The 24,324-nt window shown below is 71.7% G+C and carries 22 protein-coding genes; 11 read left to right on the forward strand and 11 right to left on the reverse strand.

What is annotated here, in order from left to right:
* Positions 1-13: 13 nt before the first annotated feature.
* Positions 14-616 carry a hypothetical protein gene (locus AB0B50_RS17270; protein ID WP_362331824.1) on the forward strand — a complete coding sequence of 201 codons (603 nt, stop codon included), beginning with the start codon at positions 14-16 and terminating at the stop codon, positions 614-616.
* Here AB0B50_RS17270 and AB0B50_RS17275 read toward each other — a convergent pair.
* From AB0B50_RS17275 to AB0B50_RS17290, 4 genes are all read right to left on the reverse strand, one after another.
* The gene (locus AB0B50_RS17275; protein WP_362331828.1) at positions 613-906 is read right to left on the reverse strand and encodes an SCO5918 family protein; all 294 of its coding nucleotides are present in this window, start codon (positions 904-906) and stop codon (positions 613-615) included. The two genes, AB0B50_RS17270 and AB0B50_RS17275, sit on opposite strands and share 4 nt — an antisense overlap.
* Before the next feature lie 43 nt (positions 907-949).
* A complete protein-coding gene (locus tag AB0B50_RS17280) occupies positions 950-2,368 on the reverse strand; it encodes a DEAD/DEAH box helicase (protein WP_362331831.1) in 1,419 nt (472 codons plus the stop codon).
* Positions 2,369-2,674: 306 nt separating this feature from the next.
* Complete coding sequence (locus tag AB0B50_RS17285; protein WP_329126315.1) at positions 2,675-2,878, reverse strand: cold-shock protein; 204 nt, start codon at positions 2,876-2,878, stop codon at positions 2,675-2,677.
* A gap of 320 nt (positions 2,879-3,198) precedes the next feature.
* On the reverse strand, positions 3,199-3,546 hold the full coding sequence (locus AB0B50_RS17290) for a MerR family transcriptional regulator (protein ID WP_362331834.1): 348 nt from the start codon (positions 3,544-3,546) through the stop codon (positions 3,199-3,201).
* A gap of 425 nt (positions 3,547-3,971) precedes the next feature.
* Between AB0B50_RS17290 and AB0B50_RS17295 the strand changes: the two genes are divergently transcribed.
* From AB0B50_RS17295 to AB0B50_RS17305, 3 genes are all read left to right on the forward strand, one after another.
* Complete coding sequence (locus AB0B50_RS17295; RefSeq protein WP_362331837.1) at positions 3,972-4,349, forward strand: hypothetical protein; 378 nt, start codon at positions 3,972-3,974, stop codon at positions 4,347-4,349.
* A 140-nt stretch (positions 4,350-4,489) separates the two neighbouring features.
* Positions 4,490-4,909: an Hsp20/alpha crystallin family protein gene (locus AB0B50_RS17300; RefSeq protein ID WP_362332770.1), complete on the forward strand. Its 420-nt coding sequence runs from the start codon at positions 4,490-4,492 to the stop codon at positions 4,907-4,909.
* A gap of 66 nt (positions 4,910-4,975) precedes the next feature.
* Entirely contained in the window at positions 4,976-5,374 is a 399-nt protein-coding gene (locus tag AB0B50_RS17305) for a DUF2267 domain-containing protein (protein WP_362331840.1), read from the forward strand.
* Positions 5,375-5,443: 69 nt separating this feature from the next.
* On the opposite strand, the gene AB0B50_RS17310 is transcribed toward AB0B50_RS17305, so the two are convergent.
* A complete protein-coding gene (locus AB0B50_RS17310) occupies positions 5,444-6,295 on the reverse strand; it encodes a serine protease (RefSeq protein WP_362331843.1) in 852 nt (283 codons plus the stop codon).
* A 204-nt stretch (positions 6,296-6,499) separates the two neighbouring features.
* Here AB0B50_RS17310 and AB0B50_RS17315 point away from each other — a divergent pair, with 204 nt between their 5' ends.
* Both AB0B50_RS17315 and AB0B50_RS17320 read left to right on the forward strand, forming a co-directional pair.
* Positions 6,500-7,711: a pyridoxal phosphate-dependent aminotransferase gene (locus AB0B50_RS17315; protein WP_362331846.1), complete on the forward strand. Its 1,212-nt coding sequence runs from the start codon at positions 6,500-6,502 to the stop codon at positions 7,709-7,711.
* A gap of 132 nt (positions 7,712-7,843) precedes the next feature.
* The gene (locus AB0B50_RS17320; protein ID WP_362331849.1) at positions 7,844-8,254 is read left to right on the forward strand and encodes a hypothetical protein; all 411 of its coding nucleotides are present in this window, start codon (positions 7,844-7,846) and stop codon (positions 8,252-8,254) included.
* A 95-nt stretch (positions 8,255-8,349) separates the two neighbouring features.
* Here AB0B50_RS17320 and AB0B50_RS17325 read toward each other — a convergent pair whose 3' ends face one another.
* Positions 8,350-10,059: an Ig-like domain repeat protein gene (locus AB0B50_RS17325; protein WP_362331852.1), complete on the reverse strand. Its 1,710-nt coding sequence runs from the start codon at positions 10,057-10,059 to the stop codon at positions 8,350-8,352.
* A gap of 226 nt (positions 10,060-10,285) precedes the next feature.
* Positions 10,286-12,118: a phosphoenolpyruvate carboxykinase (GTP) gene (locus AB0B50_RS17330; protein WP_362331855.1), complete on the reverse strand. Its 1,833-nt coding sequence runs from the start codon at positions 12,116-12,118 to the stop codon at positions 10,286-10,288.
* Between the two features lie 351 nt (positions 12,119-12,469).
* Here AB0B50_RS17330 and AB0B50_RS17335 point away from each other — a divergent pair, with 351 nt between their 5' ends.
* The 4 genes from AB0B50_RS17335 (at position 12,470) to AB0B50_RS17350 (ending at position 16,235) form a co-directional block, all read left to right on the forward strand.
* Complete coding sequence (locus AB0B50_RS17335) at positions 12,470-13,090, forward strand: hemolysin III family protein (RefSeq protein WP_362332773.1); 621 nt, start codon at positions 12,470-12,472, stop codon at positions 13,088-13,090.
* Between the two features lie 143 nt (positions 13,091-13,233).
* Positions 13,234-14,796, forward strand: a complete 1,563-nt coding sequence (locus AB0B50_RS17340; protein ID WP_362331858.1) for an MFS transporter — start codon at positions 13,234-13,236, stop codon at positions 14,794-14,796.
* Positions 14,797-14,801: 5 nt separating this feature from the next.
* Positions 14,802-15,437, forward strand: a complete 636-nt coding sequence (locus AB0B50_RS17345) for a TetR family transcriptional regulator (RefSeq protein ID WP_362331861.1) — start codon at positions 14,802-14,804, stop codon at positions 15,435-15,437.
* 30 nt (positions 15,438-15,467) lie between these two features.
* Complete coding sequence (locus AB0B50_RS17350; protein ID WP_362331864.1) at positions 15,468-16,235, forward strand: Mut7-C RNAse domain-containing protein; 768 nt, start codon at positions 15,468-15,470, stop codon at positions 16,233-16,235.
* On the opposite strand, the gene AB0B50_RS17355 is transcribed toward AB0B50_RS17350, so the two are convergent.
* From AB0B50_RS17355 to AB0B50_RS17370, 4 genes are all read right to left on the reverse strand, one after another.
* Positions 16,204-16,521 (reverse strand): hypothetical protein, encoded by a 318-nt coding sequence (locus AB0B50_RS17355; protein ID WP_362331867.1) that lies wholly within the window; start codon positions 16,519-16,521, stop codon positions 16,204-16,206. The genes AB0B50_RS17350 and AB0B50_RS17355 overlap by 32 nt on opposite strands.
* Positions 16,522-16,530: 9 nt before the next feature.
* Positions 16,531-18,558, reverse strand: coding sequence for a thioredoxin domain-containing protein (locus AB0B50_RS17360; protein WP_362331870.1), 2,028 nt, complete (start codon positions 18,556-18,558; stop codon positions 16,531-16,533).
* A 64-nt stretch (positions 18,559-18,622) separates the two neighbouring features.
* Positions 18,623-20,176, reverse strand: a complete 1,554-nt coding sequence (locus AB0B50_RS17365) for a hypothetical protein (protein WP_362331873.1) — start codon at positions 20,174-20,176, stop codon at positions 18,623-18,625.
* Positions 20,173-20,805, reverse strand: coding sequence for an ATP-binding cassette domain-containing protein (locus AB0B50_RS17370; protein WP_362331876.1), 633 nt, complete (start codon positions 20,803-20,805; stop codon positions 20,173-20,175). The genes AB0B50_RS17365 and AB0B50_RS17370 overlap by 4 nt, the downstream gene beginning before the upstream one ends.
* A 265-nt stretch (positions 20,806-21,070) precedes the next feature.
* Here AB0B50_RS17370 and AB0B50_RS17375 point away from each other — a divergent pair, with 265 nt between their 5' ends.
* Positions 21,071-24,289: a tetratricopeptide repeat protein gene (locus AB0B50_RS17375; RefSeq protein WP_362331879.1), complete on the forward strand. Its 3,219-nt coding sequence runs from the start codon at positions 21,071-21,073 to the stop codon at positions 24,287-24,289.
* The last annotated feature ends 35 nt before the right edge of the window (positions 24,290-24,324 follow it).

Consider the following 24,324-nt stretch of genomic DNA (forward strand, 5'->3'; position numbering starts at 1 on the left):
ACAGTGACGCGCCATGCGGACGAAGACCGACGCACTGCGGGGACGAGCGGCCGACGTACTGCGGGGGCGGGCGGCCGACGCAGTGCGCGGGCGGGCGGGCGACGCCACGGTCGTGGTGGCCGGGGTCTGCCTGCTGCTCGTCCTCCTTCACGGCAGCGGCACCCTGCTCACCGCGTTCACCGCGCGGGCGGGCCTCTCGGTGGCGCCGAGCGCGCTCGGCGTGCCCTTCGCGCTGCCGGGCCTGCGGGCGACACCCCTGGGCGCGACGGACTGGTCCTGGCAGCTGTGCGAGAACTTCGCCGCCCTGCTCCTGGTCGCCGTCGCGGCGGCCCGGATGCGCCGCCATGTGCGCCGCCGCCCCGACGCGGGCAGGGGCCGCCGTCTGCTCGCGGGCTGGACGGCGCTGATCGCGGGCGCGGCCGCGGCGGGCGTGTGGCGGGGCATGGTCGCGGCCCGCATGGTCGAGGCGGGCCTGTGGGGCTGGCTGCTGCTGCCGCTGGCCGGGGCGCTGTTCGGCGCGCTGTGGGGTCTTGCGCTGGGGTGGCTGCCGGGGGCGGCGGTGCTCGCGGCGAAAAGGCCGCCCCTCACCGCGCCCCGGGCACCCGAGGCCTCCTAGACGAGGGAAGTGGGCCAGGCCGCGGCGGCGGAGTCGGGGCCGGGTTCCACGGGTGCGGGGGCGGCGCGGCAGGTGAACCCGAGACCGGTCAGCGCTCTGGTCACCTCGCGCGCAGAGAAGTCGCGGCGGTCCTGCCGCGTGATCACTTCTCCCACCTGCTTGACGGGGTAGTGACGGCGGCCGATGATCACGGACTCCCCGGTGACGGGTTCGGGCTTGACGCCCTTCATGGCCCGCTCCACCTCGTTCTTGAACAGGTCGAAGGGGAAGCGGGCGATGACACAGCGCATGGCGCCTCACAGACTCAGGGAAGGGAAGGGAAGGGGCAGCGGGTCAGGCAGCGGTGGTGCCGGCCCGGGTACGGGCGGCGTAGGCACGGCGCGCACGGCCGTCGCGAGGGCGGCGGCCACGGCCCGGCGAGCCGCCGCGCCCCTGGCCGCCCTTCGACGGGGCGGCAATGGCCACCGGAACGCCCGAGGGGGTCCTGGCCCCGGTGATGCGCGCCAACTCGGCTTCCCCTGAGCGCACTTGTGCGGTCTGCGGCGTGATGCCCGCGGCGGCCATCAGCCGGTTCATGTCGCGTCGCTGCGCCGACGTGACCAGGGTGACGACACTGCCGGAACCACCGGCGCGGGCGGTGCGGCCGCCGCGGTGCAGGTAGTCCTTGGGGTCGGCCGGCGGGTCGACGTTGACGACCAGGTCGAGGTCGTCAACGTGAATGCCGCGCGCCGCGACGTTCGTGGCGACCAGCGCGGTGACCTGGCCGGACTTGAACTGGGCCAGGGTACGGGTGCGTTGGGGCTGGGACTTGCCCCCGTGCAGCGCCGCTGCGCGCACCCCGCTGTTGAGCAGGTGCTCGGCGAGCCGGTCCACGCCGTGCTTGGTGTCCAGGAACAGGATCACCCGTCCGTCACGGGCGGCGATCTCCGTGGTGGTGGCGTACTTGTCGGCACCGTGGATGTGCAGGAGGTGGTGCTCCATCGTGGTGACCGCGCCCGCCGACGGGTCGACCGAGTGGACGACCGGGTCGTTGAGATACCGGCGGACCAGGAGGTCGACGTTGCGGTCCAGGGTGGCCGAGAACAGCATCCGCTGACCGTCGCTCCTCACCTGGTCAAGGAGCTCGGTGATCTGGGGCAGGAAGCCCATGTCGGCCATCTGGTCGGCCTCGTCGAGCACGGTGACGGCCACGTCGTCCAGGCGGCAGTCGCGGCGCTCGATGAGGTCCTTGAGCCGCCCCGGCGTCGCGACGACGACCTCGGCCCCGGCGCGCAGGGTCCCCGCCTGCCGTCCGATGGGCATGCCTCCGACCACGGTGGCGAGGCGCAGCCGCAGGGACCGCGCGTACGGCGTGAGGGCGTCGGTCACCTGCTGGGCGAGCTCACGGGTGGGGACGAGGATCAGCGCGCGAGGGCGTCGAGGTTCGGCACGCTGCCCGGCGGTCCGGGTGAGCACCGCGAGGCCGAAGGCGAGCGTCTTGCCCGATCCGGTGCGCCCGCGGCCCAGGACGTCCCGGCCCGCGAGGGAGTTGGGCAGCGTGGCCGCCTGGATCGGGAACGGCTCGGTGACGCCGAGGCCGGCGAGGGTCTTCAGGACACCGTCCGACAGGCCGAGCGCGCCGAAGTCCTCGACGGGCGGCAGGGCCGGGGTGAGGGTGACCGGCAGAGCGAACTCACCCTGGAGCGCGGCGGGGCGGGGGCGACGGCTGGGGCCCGTGGAGCGTCGGCCATGTGTACGAGTTGAGCGGTTCATGGAGAACCTTCCTCGATGCGGCGCGTATCGAGGAATTCTCGTCGGGCACCGACAGGTACCGAGAACCGCAGGAACGGCCGGGGAAAATGAAAAACAATCCTGATCGCCGGAACATCATTCCGGATCCGGCCGGAGAAAAGCAGCGCACCGCCCGACGGGATCCCGGGATTTTTCGAGTCCCTGGAGTCGATCGGACGCGGACTTACTTCGAATCATCAAAGCGTCGGGGATTCACATTCCCGAAAAAGCAACGAGCCGGGGCCCGCACCCAAGGTGCGGGCCCCAGCTACGAAGTGCGCGTGAGCGTCAGGCGGGAACGATGTTCTCGGCCTGCGGGCCCTTCTGGCCCTGCGTGACGTCGAAGGTCACCTTCTGGCCCTCCTGCAGCTCACGGAAGCCCTGGGTGGCGATGTTCGAGTAGTGGGCGAAGACGTCCGCGCCGCCACCCTCCTGCTCGATGAAGCCGAAGCCCTTTTCCGCGTTGAACCACTTCACGGTGCCAGCAGCCATGTCATATCTCCTTCGGGGCAGTGCCCGGGAGCCCGCACTGTGCGGACTCCACGTCGCCGCGATGATTACCCCGTCCGGAAATGACCGGCAATACAAAGTGCCCCTCTCGGCACATAAAGCCGACGGAGCACTTGGAGTCTCTGGGAACCACAACTGCAACTGATAACGACCGTAGCACGCCACAGTCCTCGGCGGCAGGTTTTCGATATCACTTCACCCGTCAGGCGATAAACCCTCATCGCCCATCGCGCGAAATTCTATATTTGCCGCCACAGATATGCGACGGTGCGGAGCACAGCGTTTCGCGGGCGGCGGTGACCTCAGGACGCGGGTGCCCCCTCCGACCCGGCGGCGGGGCGGCGCAGCTCCTCGTTGATGCGCAGCGCCTCTTCCAGCTGGTCCTCAAGGATGACGATGCGGCAGGCGGCCTCGATCGGCGTGCCCTGGTCGACGAGCTCGCGGGCGCGCGCCGCGATGCGCAGCTGGTAGCGGGAGTAGCGGCGGTGGCCGCCCGTGGACCGCAGCGGCGTGATCAGACGGGCCTCACCGACCGCCCGGAGGAAGCCGGGCGTGGCGCCGATCATCTCGGCGGCCCGGCCCATCGTGTAGGCGGGGTAGTCGTCGTCGTCGAACCGGTCCTGGCCACGCGAGAGGTTCTCTTGGGGCATTTGCACCTTTTCTGGAACGCGTCGAGGGGCCTGGTGCCGTTCGGCACCAGGCCCCGAGGGGTTTCACACCATCTGCCGGCTCTGCGTGCCGGCTATCTGTTTCCGCAGGGACGCCCGACCGGGCGGGGCTGCGGGGATCGCGGATGCGTGACCGGGGACCACCTTCCAATCCGGGGCCTGCGGTACCCGAGCGGCCTCTGAGCCCGCCCGGGCGATCCAGATGGCGTCCACTCCTCTCACTCATCTCATTCATCTTCTGGGGGTACTGCCGCGCCAGTTCGTGTCTGCCGCGTATCGCTGACCCTCATTGGCTACATCAGAAACTCTAACAACGGGAACGGCGCATGTCTACTCTGGCCGCGATAGTTTTCTGGAGGCGGGGAGAGGTACTCGACTCCGCCTTCCCGTCGGTAGGCTGTCCGGCCATGTCGAAGCCTGACGAACTGCTCGTCGACATCGCCGCCCTGGTGGAGTCCGAGCACAGCAACCAGATGTCTCTCACCGTGGTCGTCGCCGGCGCCGTCATCACCGGACGGCTGGCCCCTGAAGCCCTGTGGCGAGAGCGGGTCGCCGAAGTCCTCAAGGACTCCGACCGGCTGATCCCCTTCGCCGCCGCGTTCATGGCCCCCGAGGCGAACTCCGGCCCGCCGCGGGACACTGCGCCACCCACCCACCTGCACTTCCACCTGGCCCGGATCCTCCAGGGCAGCCTGGGCCTGCCCGAGACCGGCGGCATGTACCGCATCGCCCTCCAGGACGTGAGCGCCTGGACCGTGGGAGACCTCAGCTACTCCGATTCCTGACCCGCGCCCGGCTCAGGCCCGGGGCCCGGTTCCGCCCGGAACCCCGTACCTGAGTCGGGGCTTGTCGATTTCCTCCCCCCGGGCTATATAGAAATCCGTAGGGCATCGCACCCAGTACCTGAGGAGAGGAGCGCCCCGTGATGCTCATGCGCACCGACCCCTTCCGTGAATTCGACCGCCTCACGCAGCAGTTCTTCAGCAGCGCCCGCCCGGCCGGGATGCAGATGGACGCCTACCGCCAGGGCGACGACTTCGTGGTCCACTTCGACCTGCCGGGCGTCGACCCCGAGTCGATCGACCTGGACGTCGAACGCCACGTGCTGAACGTGCGGGCCGAGCGCCGCTCCCCCGCCCCCGAGAGCGCGGAGATGATCGCGGCCGAGCGGCCCACCGGTAGCTTCTCCCGCCAGCTGTTCCTCGGCGACACCCTGGACACGGAGCGGATCGACGCCTCGTACGAGGCCGGTGTCCTCACGCTCCGCATCCCGGTGGCCGAGCAGGCCAAGCCACGGAGGATCCAGATCAGTGGCGGAGGCGACCGCAAGCAGATCAACGGCTGACCCGGCCGCGCGACGGCGCGACCGGGCGACGGAACCGAGCCAGACGGAACGGAGGAGAACGGCACGGTGAGATGGAGCGAACTCATCGAGGCGGTAAGGGAATCCGGCCAGTACACCACCACCGCGGAGGCGGAGCACGTGACACGCGTCGTCCTGTCCGCACTCGGCGGCCACGTCGTCGGGGACGAACGCGTGGACCTGGCACACCAGTTGCCCGTCGAGGCGGCGCAGGTGATCGCGGACCAGATCCCCGCGACGCGGCCGCTCACGGCCGCGGAGTTCGTCGGAAGCGTGGGCCTGCGCCTGGAAGGCGCCACTCCGGCCACTGCCCGATGGGACGTCAGCTCCGTCCTCACCGCCCTGACGCAGGCAGTCGACGAGGAGATCGTCGACCGTCTGCTGAGCCTGCTGCCGTCCGGCTACGCCCTGCTGTTCGGCAGGGCCGAACTGGCTCCGGCGGCCTGAGGGACTGACCCACGGGTGCCGCCCGTGCACCCCGGGACGGGGATCCACGGGCGGCACCCTCGACTGCGGCTAGCGCACCCCGGACGGCTTCGGCAGCGTGCAGCCCGCGCGGCTCAGGTCGATCTTGTTGCCGGAGGCGACGCACGGCACGAGCGTGTAGGTCTGCTGCGCGTAGTTGATGCCCTCGCGCACCGTGACCTTGCCGTTCTCGTCGACCTCGCACGGGTTGTTGTCCGTGCACTCCTCGCCGCTCTCGTTGCCGGTGTTGTTGACGGCGACGACCTTGCCGGTCTCGTCGTCGATCACCGGGGAGCCCGAGGTGCCGCCGATCGTCTTGCAGTCGGGGGTGTAACGGACCGAGTCCTTCCAGGTCCAGTTCCCCTCCTTCAGACGGTAGGCGAAGCCGTCGATGCTGCACTTGTACAGCTTCTTCCAGTAACCGGACGCGACGGTGATCTTCCGCCCCTGCTCGGGGCGCGCCGCGTTCAGCTCCAGCGCCTTGATCCCGTACTTGGTCTCGATGTCGCTGTAGGTGCTGGTGAGTTGGTACAGCGACATGTCCGTGTCGGTCATCGTGCCGTACGCGATCTTGCTCGCCCTGACGGTCCCGGCATTGCCGCCGGAGGCGTTGAGCAGGGTGAAGCTGCGGGACGATGGCTTGTCGACGATGACCTGGCCGGGCGCGGGGAAGCCGCCCTCCAGGCAGTGCCCGTTGGACAGGACGAGCGCGGGGTCGCCCGGCTTCGAGTCCGGCACGCGGACGACGGAGCCGGAACAGTTGCTGAGCGCCACCGTGCCCGCGAAGTCGACGGCCTTCGCCTTGGGCTTGGCGGGCCGTTCATCGCTGACGGCCGTCGCGGGCACCGCCGTCGCTCCGATGAGCAGAGCGACGAAGCACGCACCGACGAGAGGCTTGTTCATGTGGGGGTCCCCTCTGATGACTAAGTGACCGAAGTTCCTTCGGTTTTGTCATGCGCATTGTTGAGGTAGCCAGGCCTCAGAACAAGACCGCGCCCCGAAGGGGCGCGGGGAACTGCGCGACCAGCCCCCACCGACCCGCACCCGCGAACCAGGGAACCGAAAAGAATCCGCTCCCCCGCAGCCGGAACGCGTAGGCTCGCCGACATGCAGGTCATCCAGTCGACAAAGCTCGCCAACGTCTGTTACGAGATCCGCGGCCCCGTGCTGGAGGAGGCGATGCGGCTGGAGGCAGCAGGGCATCGCATCCTCAAGCTGAACACCGGCAACCCCGCGGCCTTCGGCTTCGAGTGCCCGCCCGAGATCCTGGAGGACATCCTCCGCAACGTCGGCGACGCACACGGCTACGGCGACGCGAAAGGCCTCCTCGCGGCCCGCCGCGCGGTCGTCATGCACAACCAGACCCTGGGCATCGAGACCGACGTCGAGCACGTCTTCATCGGCAACGGCGTCTCCGAGCTCATCGTGATGGCCATGCAGGGCCTGCTCGACGACGGCGACGAGGTCCTCGTGCCGGCGCCGGACTATCCGCTGTGGACGGCCGCCGTCTCGCTCTCCGGCGGCACCGCCGTGCACTACCGCTGCGACGAGCAGGCGGACTGGATGCCGGACCTCGCCGACATCGAGCGCAAGATCACCGACCGCACCAAGGCGATGGTGATCATCAACCCGAACAACCCGACCGGCGCGGTCTACGACGAGGCCATGCTGCGCGGCCTGACCGACATCGCGCGCCGCCACAACCTCCTGATCTGCTCGGACGAGATCTACGACAAGATCCTCTACGACGGCGCGACGCACACGCCGACCGCCTCCATCGCCCCCGACCTGCTGACCCTCACCTTCAACGGCATGTCGAAGGCGTACCGCGTCGCCGGCTACCGGGTCGGCTGGATGGCGATCTCGGGCCCCAAGGCGCACGCGTCCTCGTACATCGAGGGCCTGACGATCCTCGCGAACATGCGCCTGTGCGCGAACATGCCGGGCCAGCACGGCGTCGTCGCGGCGCTGAGCGGGCGGCAGACGATCAACGACCTCGTCCTGCCGGGCGGCCGGCTCCTGGAGCAGCGCGACACCGCGTACGACCTGCTCACCCAGATCCCCGGCGTGACCTGTGTGAAGCCGAAGGGGTCGCTGTACCTCTTCCCACGGCTCGACCCGAAGGTCTTCAAGATCAAGGACGACCGGCAGATGGTCCTCGACCTGCTGCGGGCCGAGAAGATCATGGTCGTGCACGGCACGGGCTTCAACTGGCCCGAACCCGACCACTTCCGCGTGGTGACGCTGCCGACGGCGACGGATCTGGCGGAGGCGGTCACGCGCATCGGCAACTTCCTGGACGGCTACAGCCAACCCTGACCTCGCGCCGCGCGAGGACGACGCGTGGGGCCGGGCGCCGACGGGCGCCCGGCCCCACCGCTTTTCGGATCCGACTCAACTTTAGACGAAATCTAAGCTAGGATGTCCGCAAGACAGCTTGGAGGCCATCTCATGTACGAGCCGATCCGCACCAAGTCGGTCCACTCGATGGCCGACGACGCGAGCTTCCCGCACCGCTCCCGCGAGGAGGAGCTGGACATCCAGCTCGCCGGGCACCTCGCCGCACTGCTCGCCGTCACCGACGAGCTCCGCGCCCTCGCCCCCTCCGCCGAACTGGACGCCGCCGCCGAGCAGTTGGCGCTCCAGGTCGCGCGGCTCCGCCGAGGCGTGCGGCCCGCGCGGTCCGCCGTGGCGGGTGCCATCCACGAACCGCACGTCGCGGCCCTGCACCAGCGCGCCCACGCCCTCGCGGGCCGCGCGCTGGTCGTTGCCGCCTCGCGTGCCGACACCGCGGCGGCGATCCTGGCCGCCGAGCGCATGGACGCCCACGCGGACGCCACGCGCCTGGTCGGCGCCTCCTGAACGGCCCCGGTCCGCGGCCGGGGAGGCCGCGGACCGGGCGCCACCAACCGTGGCGGCAGCTGGGGGCGCCGCCCAGTCGGTGACCTTCACGCCGCCTAGCCGGTGATCTTCACCGTGGCCTTGGCGGACGTGCCCGCGTGCAGGGCGTCGCCGGCGTAGCTCACCTCGTAGACCGTCTTGCCCCGCTTGCTCGGCAGATCCCTGACCTTGAACGTGCCGTCGGCCGCGACCGACGCCGACGTCAGCTCGCCCGTCGTGCCGAACCGGTCCGTGCGGGTCACCTTCAGGCTCGTCCCGGACGGCAGCGCGCGGCCCTGCCCGGTCAGCTTGCCGGTGATCTCCACGCCACCCGCGCGGGTCGCCTCGGCGGGCGCGGTCAGCTCGATCGCCGTCGGCGCCTTGGCGACATCCACCGTGACCGTGACGTCCTCGGCAGGACGGTGCGTGACGTCGCCCAGGAACCTGAGCGTGTACGTCGCCTCACCGAGGCGGTCCGGCACGTCCAGGACGGTGAAGCTGCCGTCGGCCGCGACCTTGGCGGCCGCCACCTCCTGCGTGCCGTCGGCGTCCTTGCGCACCGCCGTGACCTTCAGCGGCTCCGCGGGAGCGGGCCCGTCCAGCTCCAACGTGCCCCGGATACCGAGCGGTTCACCGACGACCGGCTTCGAGGGAGTGGTGCTGAGGGTGCCCGTGAAGCGTGAGTCGTACTGCGCGGCCGGCGGCTTGATGACGTGCAGCCAGTGCTGGCCGCCGCTGGCCGTCACCGCGAAGAGCCGCGAGCCGTCCTTGGCCCAGCCGAGCCCCTGCGGCACCACCCGCGCGCCGTCGAGCTCGCTCTCGAAGGCGAACTCCAGCGGCGTCGTGCCGTCCGCCGGGTCGGCGGGCTGGATCAGCAGGTCGGGCGTGCTGCCGGAGGCGGCGGCGCCCCGCGCCACGTACTTGCCGTCGCCGCTGAACGCCACCGCCGAGGCCTTCGCGCCCTCGGGGAGGGCCTGATAGCCGGTCGGCGCGTCCGACAGGTCGGAGGCGTCGAGCAGCCGCGTGCCGTACGCCTCGTCGGCGACGGCGATGCGCTTGCCGTCGGCGCTCTGGGCGATGTCCTTCAGGTCGAGCGCGCCCTTGCCCTCGGCGTCGGCGAAGCGCCGCTGGGGCCCGCGCACCAGGGTCTCGCCGCTCGCGTCGAACGTGGTGAGGAACGGGTTGGCCTTGTCGCCCGCGGCGGCCTGCCCCATCACGAGCCGGTCCGGCGCCCCGGCGCCCGCCTCCAGCTTGAGCCGCCCCTGCCCGGTCCAGCCGGTGCCGTTGGGATAGGGGCTGCCGACCTGGTACAGCGTCGTGGTGTTGTTGACGTCGTTGCAGTACGAGTCGCTGTACGGCGTCTCCGTGAACCACGCCTTGCCGCCCGCCACGGCCACCTCACGGCCACAGGTCACGTCGGCCGGCGTGTAACTGGCCCCGCTCCTCGTCTGCGTCGCCGTGTCGAACGTCAGCATCCGGTCCGTCTGCGACACGTGCAGCGTCGCGCCGTCCGCGCTGAGCGCCATGCCGGAGACCGGCTTGTCGGTCGCGAGCGAGCCCACCCGCTGGCCCTGGAAGTTGTAGACCCAGACCGAGCTCGCCGAGCTGCCCTTGCGGCCGTCGGTGACGTAGACGCGCTCGTGCGAGTCGTCGACGACCATCGCTCCGAACGACGCGATGGGCAGCTTCGCCACCTCGTCCGAGGGCGTCGCGGCGTAGGCGGCGGGCGTCCCGGCGGCGACCAGGCCGGTCGCACCGAGCGCCACCGCGAGCGCGGCGCCCGTCACACGTCTTAACCGCTGAGAGTTCTTCAACTTGGCCCCCCACAGGCTCTTTTGGGGCACGCGTCGATCAGCGGCCCCCCGTGTGGGCACATTGAAGCATGTGAGAGCCATGTGAAGGCAAGGTGCGCAAGATGCGGATATGGACGGGTGGGGTCCCTCCGCTCCCCTTACGTACACGCGGATGGGCCCCGCACGCCGTTGTGCGGGGCCCATCCGGAATGCGGGGGCGTCAGCCCAGGCGCTGCACCAGCGCGCGGTACTCGTCCCACAGCTCCTTCGGCGTGTGGTCGCCGAAGGTGTTGAGGTGCTCGGGGACCAGCGCGGCCTCCTCGCGCCATACCTCCTTGTCGACCGTGAGCAGGAACTCCAGGTCGGAGTCGGCCAGTTCGAGGCCGTTCGTGTCCAGCGACTCCTTCGTCGGCAGGATGCCGATGGGAGTCTCGACACCCTCGGCCCTGCCGTCCAGGCGGTCCACGATCCACTTCAGGACACGGGAGTTCTCGCCGAAGCCGGGCCACACGAACTTGCCGTCGGCGTTCTTCCGGAACCAGTTGACGTAGTAGATCTTGGGCAGCTTCGCCTGGTCCTTGTCGGCGCCGACCTTGACCCAGTGGGCCATGTAGTCGCCCATGTTGTAGCCGCAGAACGGCAGCATCGCGAACGGGTCGCGGCGCAGCTCGCCGACCTTGCCCTCGGCGGCGGCGGTCTTCTCGGAGGCGACGTTGGCGCCGAGGAAGACGCCGTGCTGCCAGTCGAAGGACTCCGTCACCAGCGGCACGGCCGAGGCACGGCGGCCACCGAAGAGGATCGCCGAGATCGGCACGCCCTTGGGGTCCTCCCACTCCGGCGCGATGATCGGGCACTGCGAGGCGGGCGTGGTGAAGCGGGCGTTGGGGTGCGCGGCGGGGACGCCCGACTCCGGGGTCCAGTCGTTGCCCTTCCAGTCGGTGAGGTGCGCCGGAGTCTCCTCCGTCATACCCTCCCACCAGACGTCGCCGTCATCCGTCAGCGCGACGTTCGTGAAGACGGAGTTGCCCCACAGCGTCTTCATGGCGTTGGCGTTGGTGTGCTCGCCGGTGCCGGGCGCGACGCCGAAGAAGCCGGCCTCGGGGTTGATCGCGTAGAGGCGGCCGTCCTCACCGAACCGCATCCATGCGATGTCGTCACCGATGGTCTCGACGGTCCAGCCGGAGATCGTGGGCTCCAGCATGGCGAGGTTCGTCTTGCCGCAGGCGGAGGGGAACGCGGCGGCGACGTACTTCGACTCGCCCTGCGGCGGCGTCAGCTTGAGGATCAGCATGTGCTCGGCGAGCCAACCCTCGTCACGCGCCATGACGGAGGCGATGCGCAGCGCGTAGCACTTCTTGCCGAGCAGGGCGTTGCCGCCGTAGCCCGAGCCGTACGACCAGATCTCGCGGTCCTCGGGGAAGTGCGAGATGTACTTGGTGGAGTTGCAGGGCCACGGCACGTCGGCCTCGCCCTCCGCGAGCGGCGCGCCCAGCGTGTGCACGGCCTTGACGAAGAAGCCGTCCTCACCGAGCTCGTCCAGGACCGCCTGGCCCATGCGGGTCATGGTGCGCATGGAGACGGCGACGTACGCGGAGTCGGTGATCTCGACGCCGATCGCGGACAGCGGCGAGCCGACCGGGCCCATGCAGAAGGGCACGACGTACATCGTGCGGCCGCGCATGGAGCCGCGGAAGACGCCCTTCTCCCCCGCGAAGATCTCCCGCATCTCGGCGGGGGCCTTCCAGTGGTTGGTCGGCCCCGCGTCCTCCTCCTTCTCGGAGCAGATGAAGGTGCGGTCCTCGACGCGCGCGACATCGGTCGGGTCGGAGGCCGCGTAGTACGAGTTGGGACGCTTGATCGGGTCGAGCTTCTTGAAGGTGCCCTTCGCGACGAGCTCCTCGCACAGGCGCTCGTACTCGGCCTCGGAACCGTCGCACCAGACCACGCGGTCCGGCTGCGTCAGCTCGGCGATCTCGCCGACCCAGGAGACCAGCTCCTGGTGGTTGGTCGGGGCAGTGCCCAAGGACAGGGGAGCCGCGATGTCGCGCGCCACGATTGCTCCTAATCGGAGGGGTTTTGAGGATGTATGCCCCGTGGGGGCCGCGACCCGGATGCTTCACTTGATTTCCCTCTGGCGCTCATCCGGTGCCGACCGCACTCATTTGATCATCCGACGTGCACGCCCATCTGTCCAGAGGGCCTCACACCTGAGCGGCGTGAGCATCGCCACTTGTGCGGGTACGGGCGCGAGAGCGATGATCCGTCCGTTTGACGTACGACTTACGGGCCCGTAGGTACGATGCGGCCCATGACCGCCCCTGTCCCCGAAGTGATCCCGGAGCCCGCGGGTACCACCCCACTCATCCCGCAGCAGTCCTCCCTGCCGCTCCCCGCGAAACCGAAGATGCGCGGCTGGCTGCACGCCGGCATGTTCCCCGCGGTGCTGGTCGCAGGCCTCGTGCTCACCGCGCTCGCGGACTCCACCCGCGGCCGGATCGCCTGCGGCATCTTCGCGCTGACCGCCTGTCTCCTCTTCGGAGTGAGCGCGCTCTACCACCGGGGCAACTGGGGCCCGAGAGCCGACGGAATCCTGCGCAGGCTCGACCACTCCAACATCTTCCTGATCATCGCGGGCACCTACACCCCGCTGACCCTGCTGCTGCTCCCCGAGGCGAAGGGGCAGTGGCTGCTCTGGGGCGTCTGGGGAGCGGCCGTCGCGGGCATCGCCTTCCGCGTCCTGTGGGTCGGCGCGCCCCGCTGGCTCTACACCCCGTGCTACATCGCGATGGGCTGGGCCGCGGTCTTCTTCCTGCCGGACTTCATGCGCAAGGGCGGCATCGCGGTGCTCGTCCTGGTCATCGTCGGCGGGCTGCTCTACAGCGCGGGCGGCGTGATCTACGGCATCAAGCGCCCCAACCCCTCGCCCCGCTTCTTCGGCTTCCACGAGGTCTTCCACTCGCTGACCCTGGCGGCCTTCGCCGTGCACTACGTCGGCATCTCCCTGGTGGCCTACCAGCACGCCTGACACCCTCCCCTCTTCCACCCCGGTGGCCGCGGCTCTCCAGCCGCGGCCACTTTTTTCGTGCGCGCTGTGCGTGCGCGTGGGCATAGCCGTGCGAGCACGAGAGATATTGACAGCCACTCCCACTTGAGAGTTACTCTCATTTCATGGCCACTGTCACTGATGACTCCGCCGCCGCCGTGCGGCAGGACCCCCGCCGCTGGTGGGCGCTCGCCGCCCTGGTCGCGAGCATGCTCGTGCTCGGCTTCGACATGACGATCCTCAACGTCGCGCTGCCGACGATGGCCGAGCAGCTCGGCGCGAGCACCGGGGAACAGCAGTGGATGGCGGACGCGTACGTCGTCGTCTTCGCCGCGCTGATGCTCCCCGCCGGGCTGCTCGGCGACCGGTTCGGGCGGCGCAGGATACTGATGAGCGGGCTCGGGATCTTCCTGGCCGGGTCGCTGATCGGCACCCTCGTCGACGACGTCTCCCTCGTCGTCGTGGCCCGCGCCGTCATGGGCATCGGCGCCGCCCTCGTCATGCCGCTCGCGATGGCCGTGCTGCCTGCGCTCTTCGGGCCCGGCGAGCGGACCAAGGCCATCGGCATCGTGTCGGCGGCCGGTGCGCTCGGCGCGCCGCTCGGGCCGATCGTCGGCGGCTGGCTGCTCGACCACTTCTGGTGGGGCTCGATCTTCCTGATCAACGTCCCCATGGTCGCGATAGGCCTCACCGCCTGTCTGTTCCTGCTGCCCGAGACCCGCGACCCCGCCTCGCCCGCGGTCGACATCGTCTCCACCGCGCTGACCGTCGCCGGACTCGGCACGCTCATCTACGGCATCATCGAGGCGCCCGTACGCGGCTGGGGCGACCCCCTGGTCATCGGCATGCTCGCCGGAGCGGCCCTGCTGCTCGCCGCACTCGTCCTGCGCGAGCGGCGGACGGCGCGGCCCATGCTCGACATGACGCTGCTGCGTGACCGCGCGTTCTTCCTCAACACCATGGCGGCGACGCTCGTCATGTTCGTGCTGTCGGGCCTGATGTTCGTGCTGCCGCCGTACCTCCAGGCCGTCCTCGGGCACGACGCGTTCGGCACCGGTGTGCGGATCCTGCCGATGATGGGCGGGCTGCTGATCGCCGCGAAGGGCGCGGAGCCCGTCGTACGCCGCTTCGGGGCGCGCGCGGTGATCAGCGGCGGGCTCGCGGTCCTCGCCTTCGCCGCGATCCTCGGCAGCCGCACGGACGTCGGCAGCGGCTACGGCCTCACCGCGCTGTGGCTCTCGGTGGCCGGGCTCGGCTTCGGCTTCGCCATCGTGCCGTCCATGGACGCCGCGCTCGGCGCGCTGCCCGTGGAGCGCGCGGGATCCGGCTCGGGGCTGCTGATGACCGTACGGCAGGTGGGCAGCGCCCTCGGGATCGCGCTGCTCGGCTCGCTCCTCGCCGGGGCGTACACCGACCGCCTCGACACCGACGGCCTGCCGGGCCCCGCGGCCGACGCCGCGAGCGACTCGGTGGTCGCCGCGCACGGAGTGGCCGACCGGCTCGGCGACGGCGGCCTCGTCGACGCCGCGAACTCCGCGTACGTCCACGGCATGGACCTCGTCCTCCTGGTCAGCGGTGTCGCCGCCCTGGTGACGTCCCTGCTCGTGGCCGCGCTCCTGCCGAGGGCCGACGGCGCGGTGGCCGACACGCCTGACCTGGGCAAGGCCTCGGCGCATGCCCGACAATGAAGCCCATGACGGCCGCACGGACCCCCACCCCCGAGACCGCGCCCCCGCTGGGGTTGCGCGAACGGAAGAAGCTCAAGACCCGCCTCGCGATCCGGGACGCGACATACCGGCTGATCCGCGAGCAGGGGTACGAGGCGACGACGGTCGAGCAGATCGCGGAGGCGGCGGAGGTCTCCCCCTCCACCGTCTTCCGCTACTTCCCGACCAAGGAGGACATCGTCCTCACCGACGAGTACGACCCGCTCCTGGAGAGCGAGTTGCGGGAGCGGCCCGTCGACGAACCGATCGTGGAATCGCTGCGGATCGTGCTGCGCCGGGCCATGAGCCTCGGCTTCGCGGAGGAGCCCGAGGTCACCAGGCTCCGCACGAAGCTGATGACCGAGGTGCCCGCCGTGCGCTCGCGGATGCTGGAGAGCATGTCGGTCACCGGCGCCATCCTGTGCCGGATCATCGCCGAGCGCACCGGCCGCGAGCCCGGCGACCTGGAGGTGCGGACCTTCTCCATGGGGCTGATCGGCGCGCTCACCGAGACCGCCGCGTACTGGGCCGAGCACGACCACGAGGACGACCTGCCGACGCTGGTGGACCGCACCCTCGACATGCTCACCAGTGGCTTCGCCGGGGCGGAAAATCCTCGGTGACGTCCGGCCTGGCCATGTCATCCTGACCGCATGAACGGTCCGGAGATCCTCGTCAGCTTCGCCCCCGAGCTCGCCCTGTTCGTCCCGCACGGGCGAAGGGACGGCGCCACCACGGCAGTTACGGACGGCGCGTCCACGCTCGGGCACGTCGTCGAGTCCCTCGGCGTTCCGCTGACGGAGGTCGGCGCGCTCGTGGTGGACGGCCGCGAGGTCACCGCAGGACATGTCCCGGCGGCCGGGGAGAACGTCGCCGTCCGCGCGGTGACGCGCCCTCAGCCGGTCCCCGGCGCCCCGCTCCGCTTCCTCCTCGACGTCCATCTGGGCACGCTGGCCCGGCGGTTGCGCCTCCTCGGCGTCGACGCGGCGTACGAGAGCACGGACATCGGCGACCCCGCCCTCGCCACGCGCTCGGCGGACGAGCGGCGCGTCCTGCTCAGCCGCGACCGGGGTCTGCTGCGCCGCCGCGAGCTGTGGGCGGGCGCCTACGTCTACAGCGACCGCCCCGACGACCAACTCCGCGACGTCCTCGGCCGCTTCGCCCCCGAGCTCGCCCCCTGGACCCGCTGCACGGCCTGCAACGGCACGCTCCGCGCGGCCACGAAGGACGAGGTGGCGGACCTCCTGGAGGGCGGGACGCGCGGCACGTACGACGTCTTCGCACAGTGCGGCGACTGCGCCCGCGTCTACTGGCGCGGCGCCCACCACGACCGCCTGGAGGCGATCGTGGAGGGGGCGTTGGAGGAGTTCGGCGACTCCCCCGGGCCGCTCACGGCTCGTACAGCGGCAGGAAGTGGATGACCGCCTCCTCGTAGGGATGGGCCGCGCGCACCGCCTCCTTGACGGCGCGTGCCTGTTCCTCGTCGCAGACGGACTCGACGCGGCACTCCTTGCCGTGCCGCACCGCGCCGACCTCGCCGTCGAAGGGCCGCGCGCCCGGCAGCGACAGCCAGGTACCGGTGACGGGCCAGACGCTCGCGCACCGGGCGTAGTCGCCGACCTGCCCCGCGCCGGCCGCGTGGAGAGCGTCGATCACCTGCTCCACGTGGCTCTCGGGGACGGATATCTCGATCTTCAGACGTGCCATGCCCGGACCCTAGGCCCGCGAGAGCTGCTCCGCGAGCTCGGCCGGGTCCGTGGTCGGGGCGGCGCAGACGAAGCCCCGGCAGACGTACGCGGCGGGGTGCCCGTCGACCAGCGGCCGGTCGGCCAGGAGCGGGAGTTCACCGGAGCCCGGCTCCCCCGCCGCGACCACCGCGCCCGGCGCCGTGCCGAGCAGCGCGGTGCGGTGCAGGTCGCCCAGGACATCGCCGACGACCGCCACCTCGCGCGGGCCGTCCAGCGCCGCCTCCGCCACCGCGAGCCCGTGGCCGATGAAGCGCGGGACGCGGGGACCGAGCGCCTTGACGATGCCGAGCGCCCGCTCCGCGGCGGTGCGGTGCGGCTCGGCGCCCGTGTGCGCCGCGTACGAGAGGAGCGCGCCCGCGGCCGCCGTCCACCCGGAGGGCGCCGCGTTGTCCGTGGGGTCCTGCGGGCGGCGGATGAGCCGCTCCGCGTCCGCCGCCGTGTCGTACAGCGCCCCGCTCTCCGCGTCCACGAACTGCGCGAGGACGTGGTCGAGCAGGAAGCCGGCGAACTCCAGCCACACCCCCTCCCCCGTGACCGAGGCCAGCGCGAGGAAGCCCTCCGCCACATCGGCATAGTCCTCCAACACGCCCGCATTGGCGCCGACTTGGCCGTCCTTGGAGGTGCGGGCGAGACGCGCGCGGGCGTCCATGTGCAGACGTACGAGAAGATCTCCCGCACCGACGGCGGCCGCGATCAGGTCCGGCCGGTCGAAGTACGCGCCGACCTCGGCGAGCGCGGCGATCGCGAGGCCGTTCCAGGCGGCGACCACCTTGTCGTCACGCCCTGGCGCGGGCCGCTCCGCGCGCGCCGCGAGCAGCCGCTCCCGCACGGACTCGATCCGCGCCGTGTCCGCCAACGGGCCCTCGGCCACCGGCAGTTGGAGGACGGATGCGCCCTTCTCGAAGGTGCCCTCCTCGGTCACCCCGAAGCAGGTCATCGCCAGCTCCGCGTCGGCCTCGCCGAGGACCTCCCTCAACTGGGCGGCCGTCCAGACGTAGTACGCGCCTTCGACGTGCTGCCCCGTCGCCGGGTCCTCGCTGTCCGCGTCGAGCGCGGAGGCGAACCCGCCCTCGTTCGTGCGCAGTTCACGGACCATGAACTCCGCGGTCTCCAGGGCGACCCGGCGCGCGAGCTCCGAGCCCGTGGCGCGCCACAGATGGGCGTACGCACGGCACAGCAGGGCGTTGTCGTACAGCATCTTCTCGAAGTGCGGCACGATCCACTCGCGGTCGACGGAGTAGCGGGCGAAGCCGCCGCCGAGCTGGTCGTAGATGCCGCCGCGCGCCATCCGCTCGCAGGTGTCGGCGGCCATCTGCAGCGCGCCCTCGGCGCCCGTGCGGGCGTAGTGCCGCAGGAGGAACTCGACGGTCATGGACGGCGGGAACTTGGGCGCGCCGCCGAAGCCGCCGTGCGCGGCGTCGTAGTCGCGGGTCAGGCCGAGCAGCGCCTGCGCCAGCTCGTCCTCGCCGGGCTGCTCGTCGGCGCTGTGCGTGAGCTGCCGCTCGCCGAGGTCGCGCACGACCTTCGCCGCGACCTCCGCGACCTCGCCGCGCCGGTCCGTCCACGCCCGGTGGACACCGTCGAGGACCTGCGGGAAGGACGGCATGCCGTGGCGGGGCTCCGGCGGGAAGTACGTACCGAAGTAGAAGGGTTCGGCGTCGGGGGTGAGGAAGACGGTCATGGGCCAGCCGCCCTGGCCGGTCGCGGCCTGCACGGCCTCCATGTAGACGGCGTCGACGTCGGGCCGCTCCTCGCGGTCGACCTTGATGTTCACGAACTTCTCGTTCATGAGCGCGGCCGTCGCGTCGTCCTCGAACGACTCGTGCGCCATGACGTGGCACCAGTGACAGCTGCTGTACCCGACGCTGAGCAGCACCGGCACCCCGCGCTTGCGCGCCTCCTCGAAGGCCTCGGCCGACCAGGGCCACCAGTCGACCGGGTTGTCGGCGTGCTGGAGCAGGTAGGGGGACGTCTCATGGGCCAGTCGGTTCGGCATGGCCCCATCTTGCCCTGCCACCGCGCACCCACACGGGAGCCGGTCCCCGGAGGCGGGGCCGCGCTCAGACCCGGCCGAGGCGGGTGAACAGTCCCCGCCGGGCCCACCCGGTCCGGCGCAGGCCCGCCCGGACCGACCAGGCGGCCATGCCCAGCGCGACCAGCGCCGCACCGGTCGCGGTCGGCATCTCGTTCATCACGAGGACGCCGATCAGTACGACGACGAGTCCGTCGAACTGCCACACGAAGACCCGGAGTCCGGAGAGGTCGCCCAGGGGCGTGATGACGGGGAGCAGCAGTTCGATCGGCAGGTTCGTCTTCATCTCGCGCAGGAACCTGGCCCCGAGCACGAGCACCACCGACGCCGCGCCGAGCAGCAGCGCGTCGGCCGCCCTGCCGTCCTGGAGCGGCCACCGCGTCAGGGCCGCGACGCCGCCCGCCGCCCCCACCGTGACCGCCACCGCGACGACCGGCCAGACCAGGGTGCGCGCGAGCGTCCCGCCCCACCACTCGCCGAACAGCGGGGCCAGGGTCAGCTCGTCACGCAGACCGCGCCAGGTCTCGCCGACCCAGCCCGACCCCCAGTACACGGCGGCCGCGCCGGCCGCCCAGGAGAACGTCGCGAGCCTGGCGTCCGGCTCCACGAGGCCGAGCGTCAGGACGGCGCCGCCTGCCGTCAGGAACACCGCGGCGGCGATCGCGCGGCCCCGGGTGCGCAGCGCGCGCACCGCCCCCTGCGCGAGGTATCCGCGCAGGCGCCCGTCGGGGCGCACCAGGGCCGAGGTGTGCCCGCGCGGCTCGGGGCGGTACAGGTCGAGCGCGTGGTGGAGCGTGCCGGTCCAGGCGAAGGTCTGGGCCTCGGCGGCACGCGCCGACTCACGGGCGAGCCGGGCGAGGTCGACCGTGCGGACGGACCGGAAGGCGACCCTGCCGAGCACCGCCGCCGAGATGACGAGGACACCGGCGGCGAGCCACAGGCCGGACCCGCCCAACAGGCCGCCCCCGCCCAGCAGCGCCACGACGACGGCCGCGGCGGCCACGCCGGAGGCGAGCAGGAGGTTCTCGCGCACCGTCCGGACCTGGCCCCACAGCCACGCCACGGGGGCGACGGCGCCGAGGCCCACCGCGACGGCCACGCCCTGCGCCACGAGCACGGCTTCGGAGTGGTCGAAGAGGTCGGTCAGCAGGAACGCCGCCGTGCACATCGCGAGCAGCGTGCCGAGTCCCGCGTACGCGAGGCGGCGGCGGGCGATCGTGCCGAGGTAGTGCGTCGGGGACAGGTCCGTGGACATGAACACGTACAGCAGGAACGGCTTGAGGACCAGCGGCCCCCAGAACCGGCCGGCCATCTGCGCCCCCCAGACCACCGCCGCCGCGACCAGACACGCCACGGACGTCGCGGCCCCGGAGGAGTCCAGGGAGACGAGCGCCCGCGAGGTCCTCACCAGGTGGACGACCGGCACCACGTAGACGAAGCCGAGGGTGGCGGTGAGGTAGATCGTGTACGCCCGGTCGTGCACCGTGGCGCGGTCGCCGCGGCGGGCGTACCGCCGGCGTACGGCGTGGACGCGGGCCCTGGGGTCGGCCTCCACCGCGGTGATGCCGTCCGTCGTCGTCATCCCAGCTCCACGACGCCGTCGCAGGCGTCCACGACGGTGGACTCGTGGGTGGCGACGAGGAACGCGGTTCCGTCCTCCGCGCGCTCGGTGAGCAGTTCGGCGACGAGGTCGACGCGGTCGGTGTCGAGATGCCGCTCGGGCTCGTCGAGCAGGACGACGTCGGCGGGGCGGACCAGGGTCAGCGCGAGGCTGAAGAGCTGCAGCTGACCGGAGGAGAGCTGCGAGGGGAACCGCTCCCCCAGGCCGGTCAGGCCCAGTCGCCCGATGACCTCCTCGGCGCGCTCGGCGGTCGCCGTGGTGTTGCCGTACCAGGACGCGGCGACCAGGGTCACCTGCTCGCGCAGCGTCATGTCCCGTGCGACGGGCACCGGTTCGACGAGCGAGGCCACGATCCGCCGGTGCCGGGGCCTGGCCAGATCGACGGTCTCGCCCTGCACGCGCACGGTGCCGTCCGTCAGCCGCCGACTGCCCAGGAAGGCCCGCAGGAGGGTCGTCTTGCCGGAGCCGTTGCCGCCGGTGAGACACCAGAACTCGCCCGGCATCACCGCGAACGTCGTAGGCGCGAGGAGCGTGGTCCCGTCCAGGACGACCGTGGCGCCCTCCGCCTCGATCGCGGGCACTGCACTCACTACCGCTCCATGCGCTCCATGACCACCGGCATCTCCCACGAGCGTAGCCCAGCTGCTGTGCGGCGCAGCGGCCAGGCGCCGTACGACTGGGCGGCGTTGGAGGATCGCGTCCGGCCGCGGATGGGAGGATCGCGTCCGGCCGCGCATCGGCGGATCGCGTCCGGCCGCGGAAGGTCACCGATCCTCTGACACCCTCGCTTCCTGGCCCCGTACGCAGGACACTTGTGAATTGCAGGCAACTGTTGCTCTCGGAGGGGGAACCCATATGCGGGACAGCCATCGGGCCGAGGCCGAGCGGCTGTTGGCACGGGCCGTGGAGGAGGAAGTGCGCCGTTCGGGCGGGCGCGTCGACGGGGCCGTGCTGCTCTCGCGGTCCCGCGGCGCCCTGGACGCCATGGCGCAGACGGCCGCCGAGGAGTACGGCACGTACACGCGCGCGCTCGACGAGGCGCACGCGGGACAGCTCACCTTCGCGCAGCGCTACGCACGCGAGGGTGCGGGAACTCCCTTGCTGGTGGCGGTGGTTGCTGCGGTCGCCGCCGGCGTCTCCGACCTCTCCTTCGGCACGAGCGTCGGCACCGCCCTCGGCACCGGAGCGGTCGTCGCCGTGGCGGGCGCGGCGGCCACCGTGGTGAAGGTGACGGCATCCCACCTGCCCGCGGCCAGCCGCCGCGCGGGCGAGCTCAGCCGACCCGGCGGGCCCGAGCAGCTGCGGCTGCAGTGGCTGACTGCGCTCGAAGTGCGCGGCATCCGGCCCTTCCTCGACCAACAGCGGGTCCTCGCCGCGTCGACCGGCACGCGGACGGCGAAGAAGACCGCGCCCCAACTGCGCGGCACCGACAAGAGCGCGGCCGCGCGCAGGCGCTCCGTGCTCCAGCAGTCCTTCGCTCAACTCCCGCAGAACACCGGCCCGTTCGCGGGCCGCAGGGCCGAGCTCGCGCGGATCGCGCAGTGGGTGCACGCGGCGCGCGCCAGCACCGACACCCGGCCCACGGTCGTCATGCTGCACGGTGCGCCCGGCTCGGGGCGGACCTCACTCGCGGTGCGGGCCGCTCACGACCTGCGGGACCAGTTCCGCGGCGCGTGCGTGGTGGACCTGCGCGGCGGCGATCCGCAGGAGACCCCGCTGTCCACGCGCGACGCCCTGCTGCATCTGCTGAATCGATTGGGCGCCCCGCGCGAGCAGTTGCTCTTCCGGGAGCGTTCCTCGCAGGAACAGCAGGTCAAGCGGCTCAGCGAGCTCTACCACCAGTATCTGACGGGCCTCGCCGTGACGGTCGTCCTCGACGACGCGAGCGACGCCGAGCAGGTCCGCACGCTGATACCGGAGCGCTCCGACAGCCTGGTCCTCGTCACCGCCCGCGAGCCCCTGGAACTGGCTGCGGACCTGCCCGCCTGGGTGCATCAGCTGCCGGTCGAGGCACTGGACGAAGCCGGCGCCGAGGAACTCCTCCGGGAGTGCGCGGAGGACCTATCGGGGCCCTACGACGCCGAATCGGCCGACGCGGTCAGGGAGTTGTGCGGCGGCCTGCCGCTGGCCCTGCGCGCCGCGGGCTCCTCGCTCGGTCCGCGTACGCCGCGCCAGCTGGCCTCGGACCTGTCGGCGTACGGCCCCGCCGAGAAGGTGGGCCCCGTCGAGCGCGTCCTGTGGCTGCGCTACACCGACCAGTCCGAGTCGGCCCGGCGGCTGCTGCGCCGTCTCGCGCTCGCCGGACGTGCCTCGCTGGGCCCGGCCGCGGCCGCCGCGCTGCTCGCGACCGACGAGCAGGAGGCGGACCGGCAGCTGACCGCGCTCTCCCGTGCAGGCCTGGTCGACCGGCTCCAGGGCGGCCGCCACCGCCTGCACGACCTCGTCCGTTCCTTCGCGCTCGCCCGGCTCCTGGACGAGGAGGAGCCCGCCGAGCGCACCGCCGCGCAGGAGCGCCTCATCACCAGCTATGGAGAGCTGGCCGACACGGTGATCCGCCTGGTCGACGGCAAGACCTCCACCCGCGCCGACCAGTTCGGGCAGCACGGCTTCGCCTCGCTGGACGCGGCGCTGCGCTGGCTGGACGACGAGTCGACGTTCATCACCGCCGCCCTGCGGCACGCGGAGGGCGTCGACCAGCGGACCGTCCTCAATCTGCTCGGCGCCCTGTGCGACTACTGCCTGCTGCGCGGCGACCTCTACCGCCTGGGCGAGATCAACGAACTCACCCAGGCCATCGACCAGGGCCTGCTCGGCCGCAGCGTGCAGTGGCGCACGGGCATCGCGGCCCGCCAGCTCGGCGAGCTCGACCAGTCGCGTACGACGCTGAACTCGGTGGTCGACCTCTACTTCGAGGCCCACCAGGACGCGGCGGCCGCCCGTGCGCTCGGCTCGCTCGGCATCACGCTGCACCACCAGGGCAATCTGACGGAGGCCGCGGCCCGGCTCACGGAGGCGCTGGAGCTGCAGGCCGCCGACGAGCTGGCGGGCGACCGCGCCTGGACGCTGCACGCGCTCGCCGCGGTGGAGCGGGACCGCGCCCACCTCCAGCACGCCCTCGGCATGCTGGAGACGGCGCTCACGCTGCACCGCAGGAGCGGCTCCGTGCACGGCGAGGCATGGACGCACTTCCAGCTCGGCCAGCTCTGCCTGCGCATGGGCGACGTACCGCGCGCGGAGGGCGAGCTGCGCGACGCCCTCGATCTGTACGGCCGCACCCGCGACCCGCGTGGCGAGGCCTGGGCCATGACACAGCTGGCGCGGGCCCGTCTGGTGGACGGCGACCCCTCGCCCGCGGTCGACGGGCTGCGCCAGGCGGTGTCCCGGCACCGCGACAACGAGGACGCGCGCGGCGAGGCCTGGTCCCTGTACTACCTCGGCCAGGCCCTCGAGGAGACCGGCAGCCTCGACCAGGCGGTGCGGGACCTGGAGCGGGCGCGGACGATGTTCTCCCGGATGCGGGACGTGTACGGCCTGGCGTGCGCGCGCCACCACTCGGCACGCGTCACTCGCGACCAGCGCGCCGCCCAGACGGGCTCGCTGCGCAACTCCGGCTTCGCCCGGCAGCTCCTGGTGGACGCCCGCGCCGACTTCCAGCGGATCGGCGTCGCGCACGGCGAGGCCTGGACGTGCCTGGAGCTGGTGGTCGTGGACGCGGGCAACAACCGCACCCAGCAGGCGCTTGCCCTGTGCGACGAGGCCATCGGGCTCTTCGCCTCGTACGGCGACCGCCGGGGCGGCGACTGGGCCCGCTTCCTGCGCTGCACCCTGCTGCCGTACGCCTCACCGGGCGGCTGGGAGATCGGCACGGCCGTCGCCCAGGAGGAGCTGGAGCAGCTGTCCCGCGAGGACCACCCGACCCGTGACGGCAAGCTCGCCGACTACGTCCAGGCGTTCGGCCTGCTCCTGGAGCGGGGCGCCGACCTGGAAACGGGATGGCAGGCATGGCGGCTCGGCATGGTGCCGAGCCGGCATGCGCGCGAGGTGATGGGGGTGGAGGTGACCCAGCCGAGCTGAGGCCCAGCCGAGCCGAGATCCACCCGCGCCGGGCG

Origin of the sequence: Streptomyces sp. NPDC041068, from assembly GCF_040647455.1 — a bacterium.
Lineage (GTDB): Bacteria > Actinomycetota > Actinomycetes > Streptomycetales > Streptomycetaceae > Streptomyces.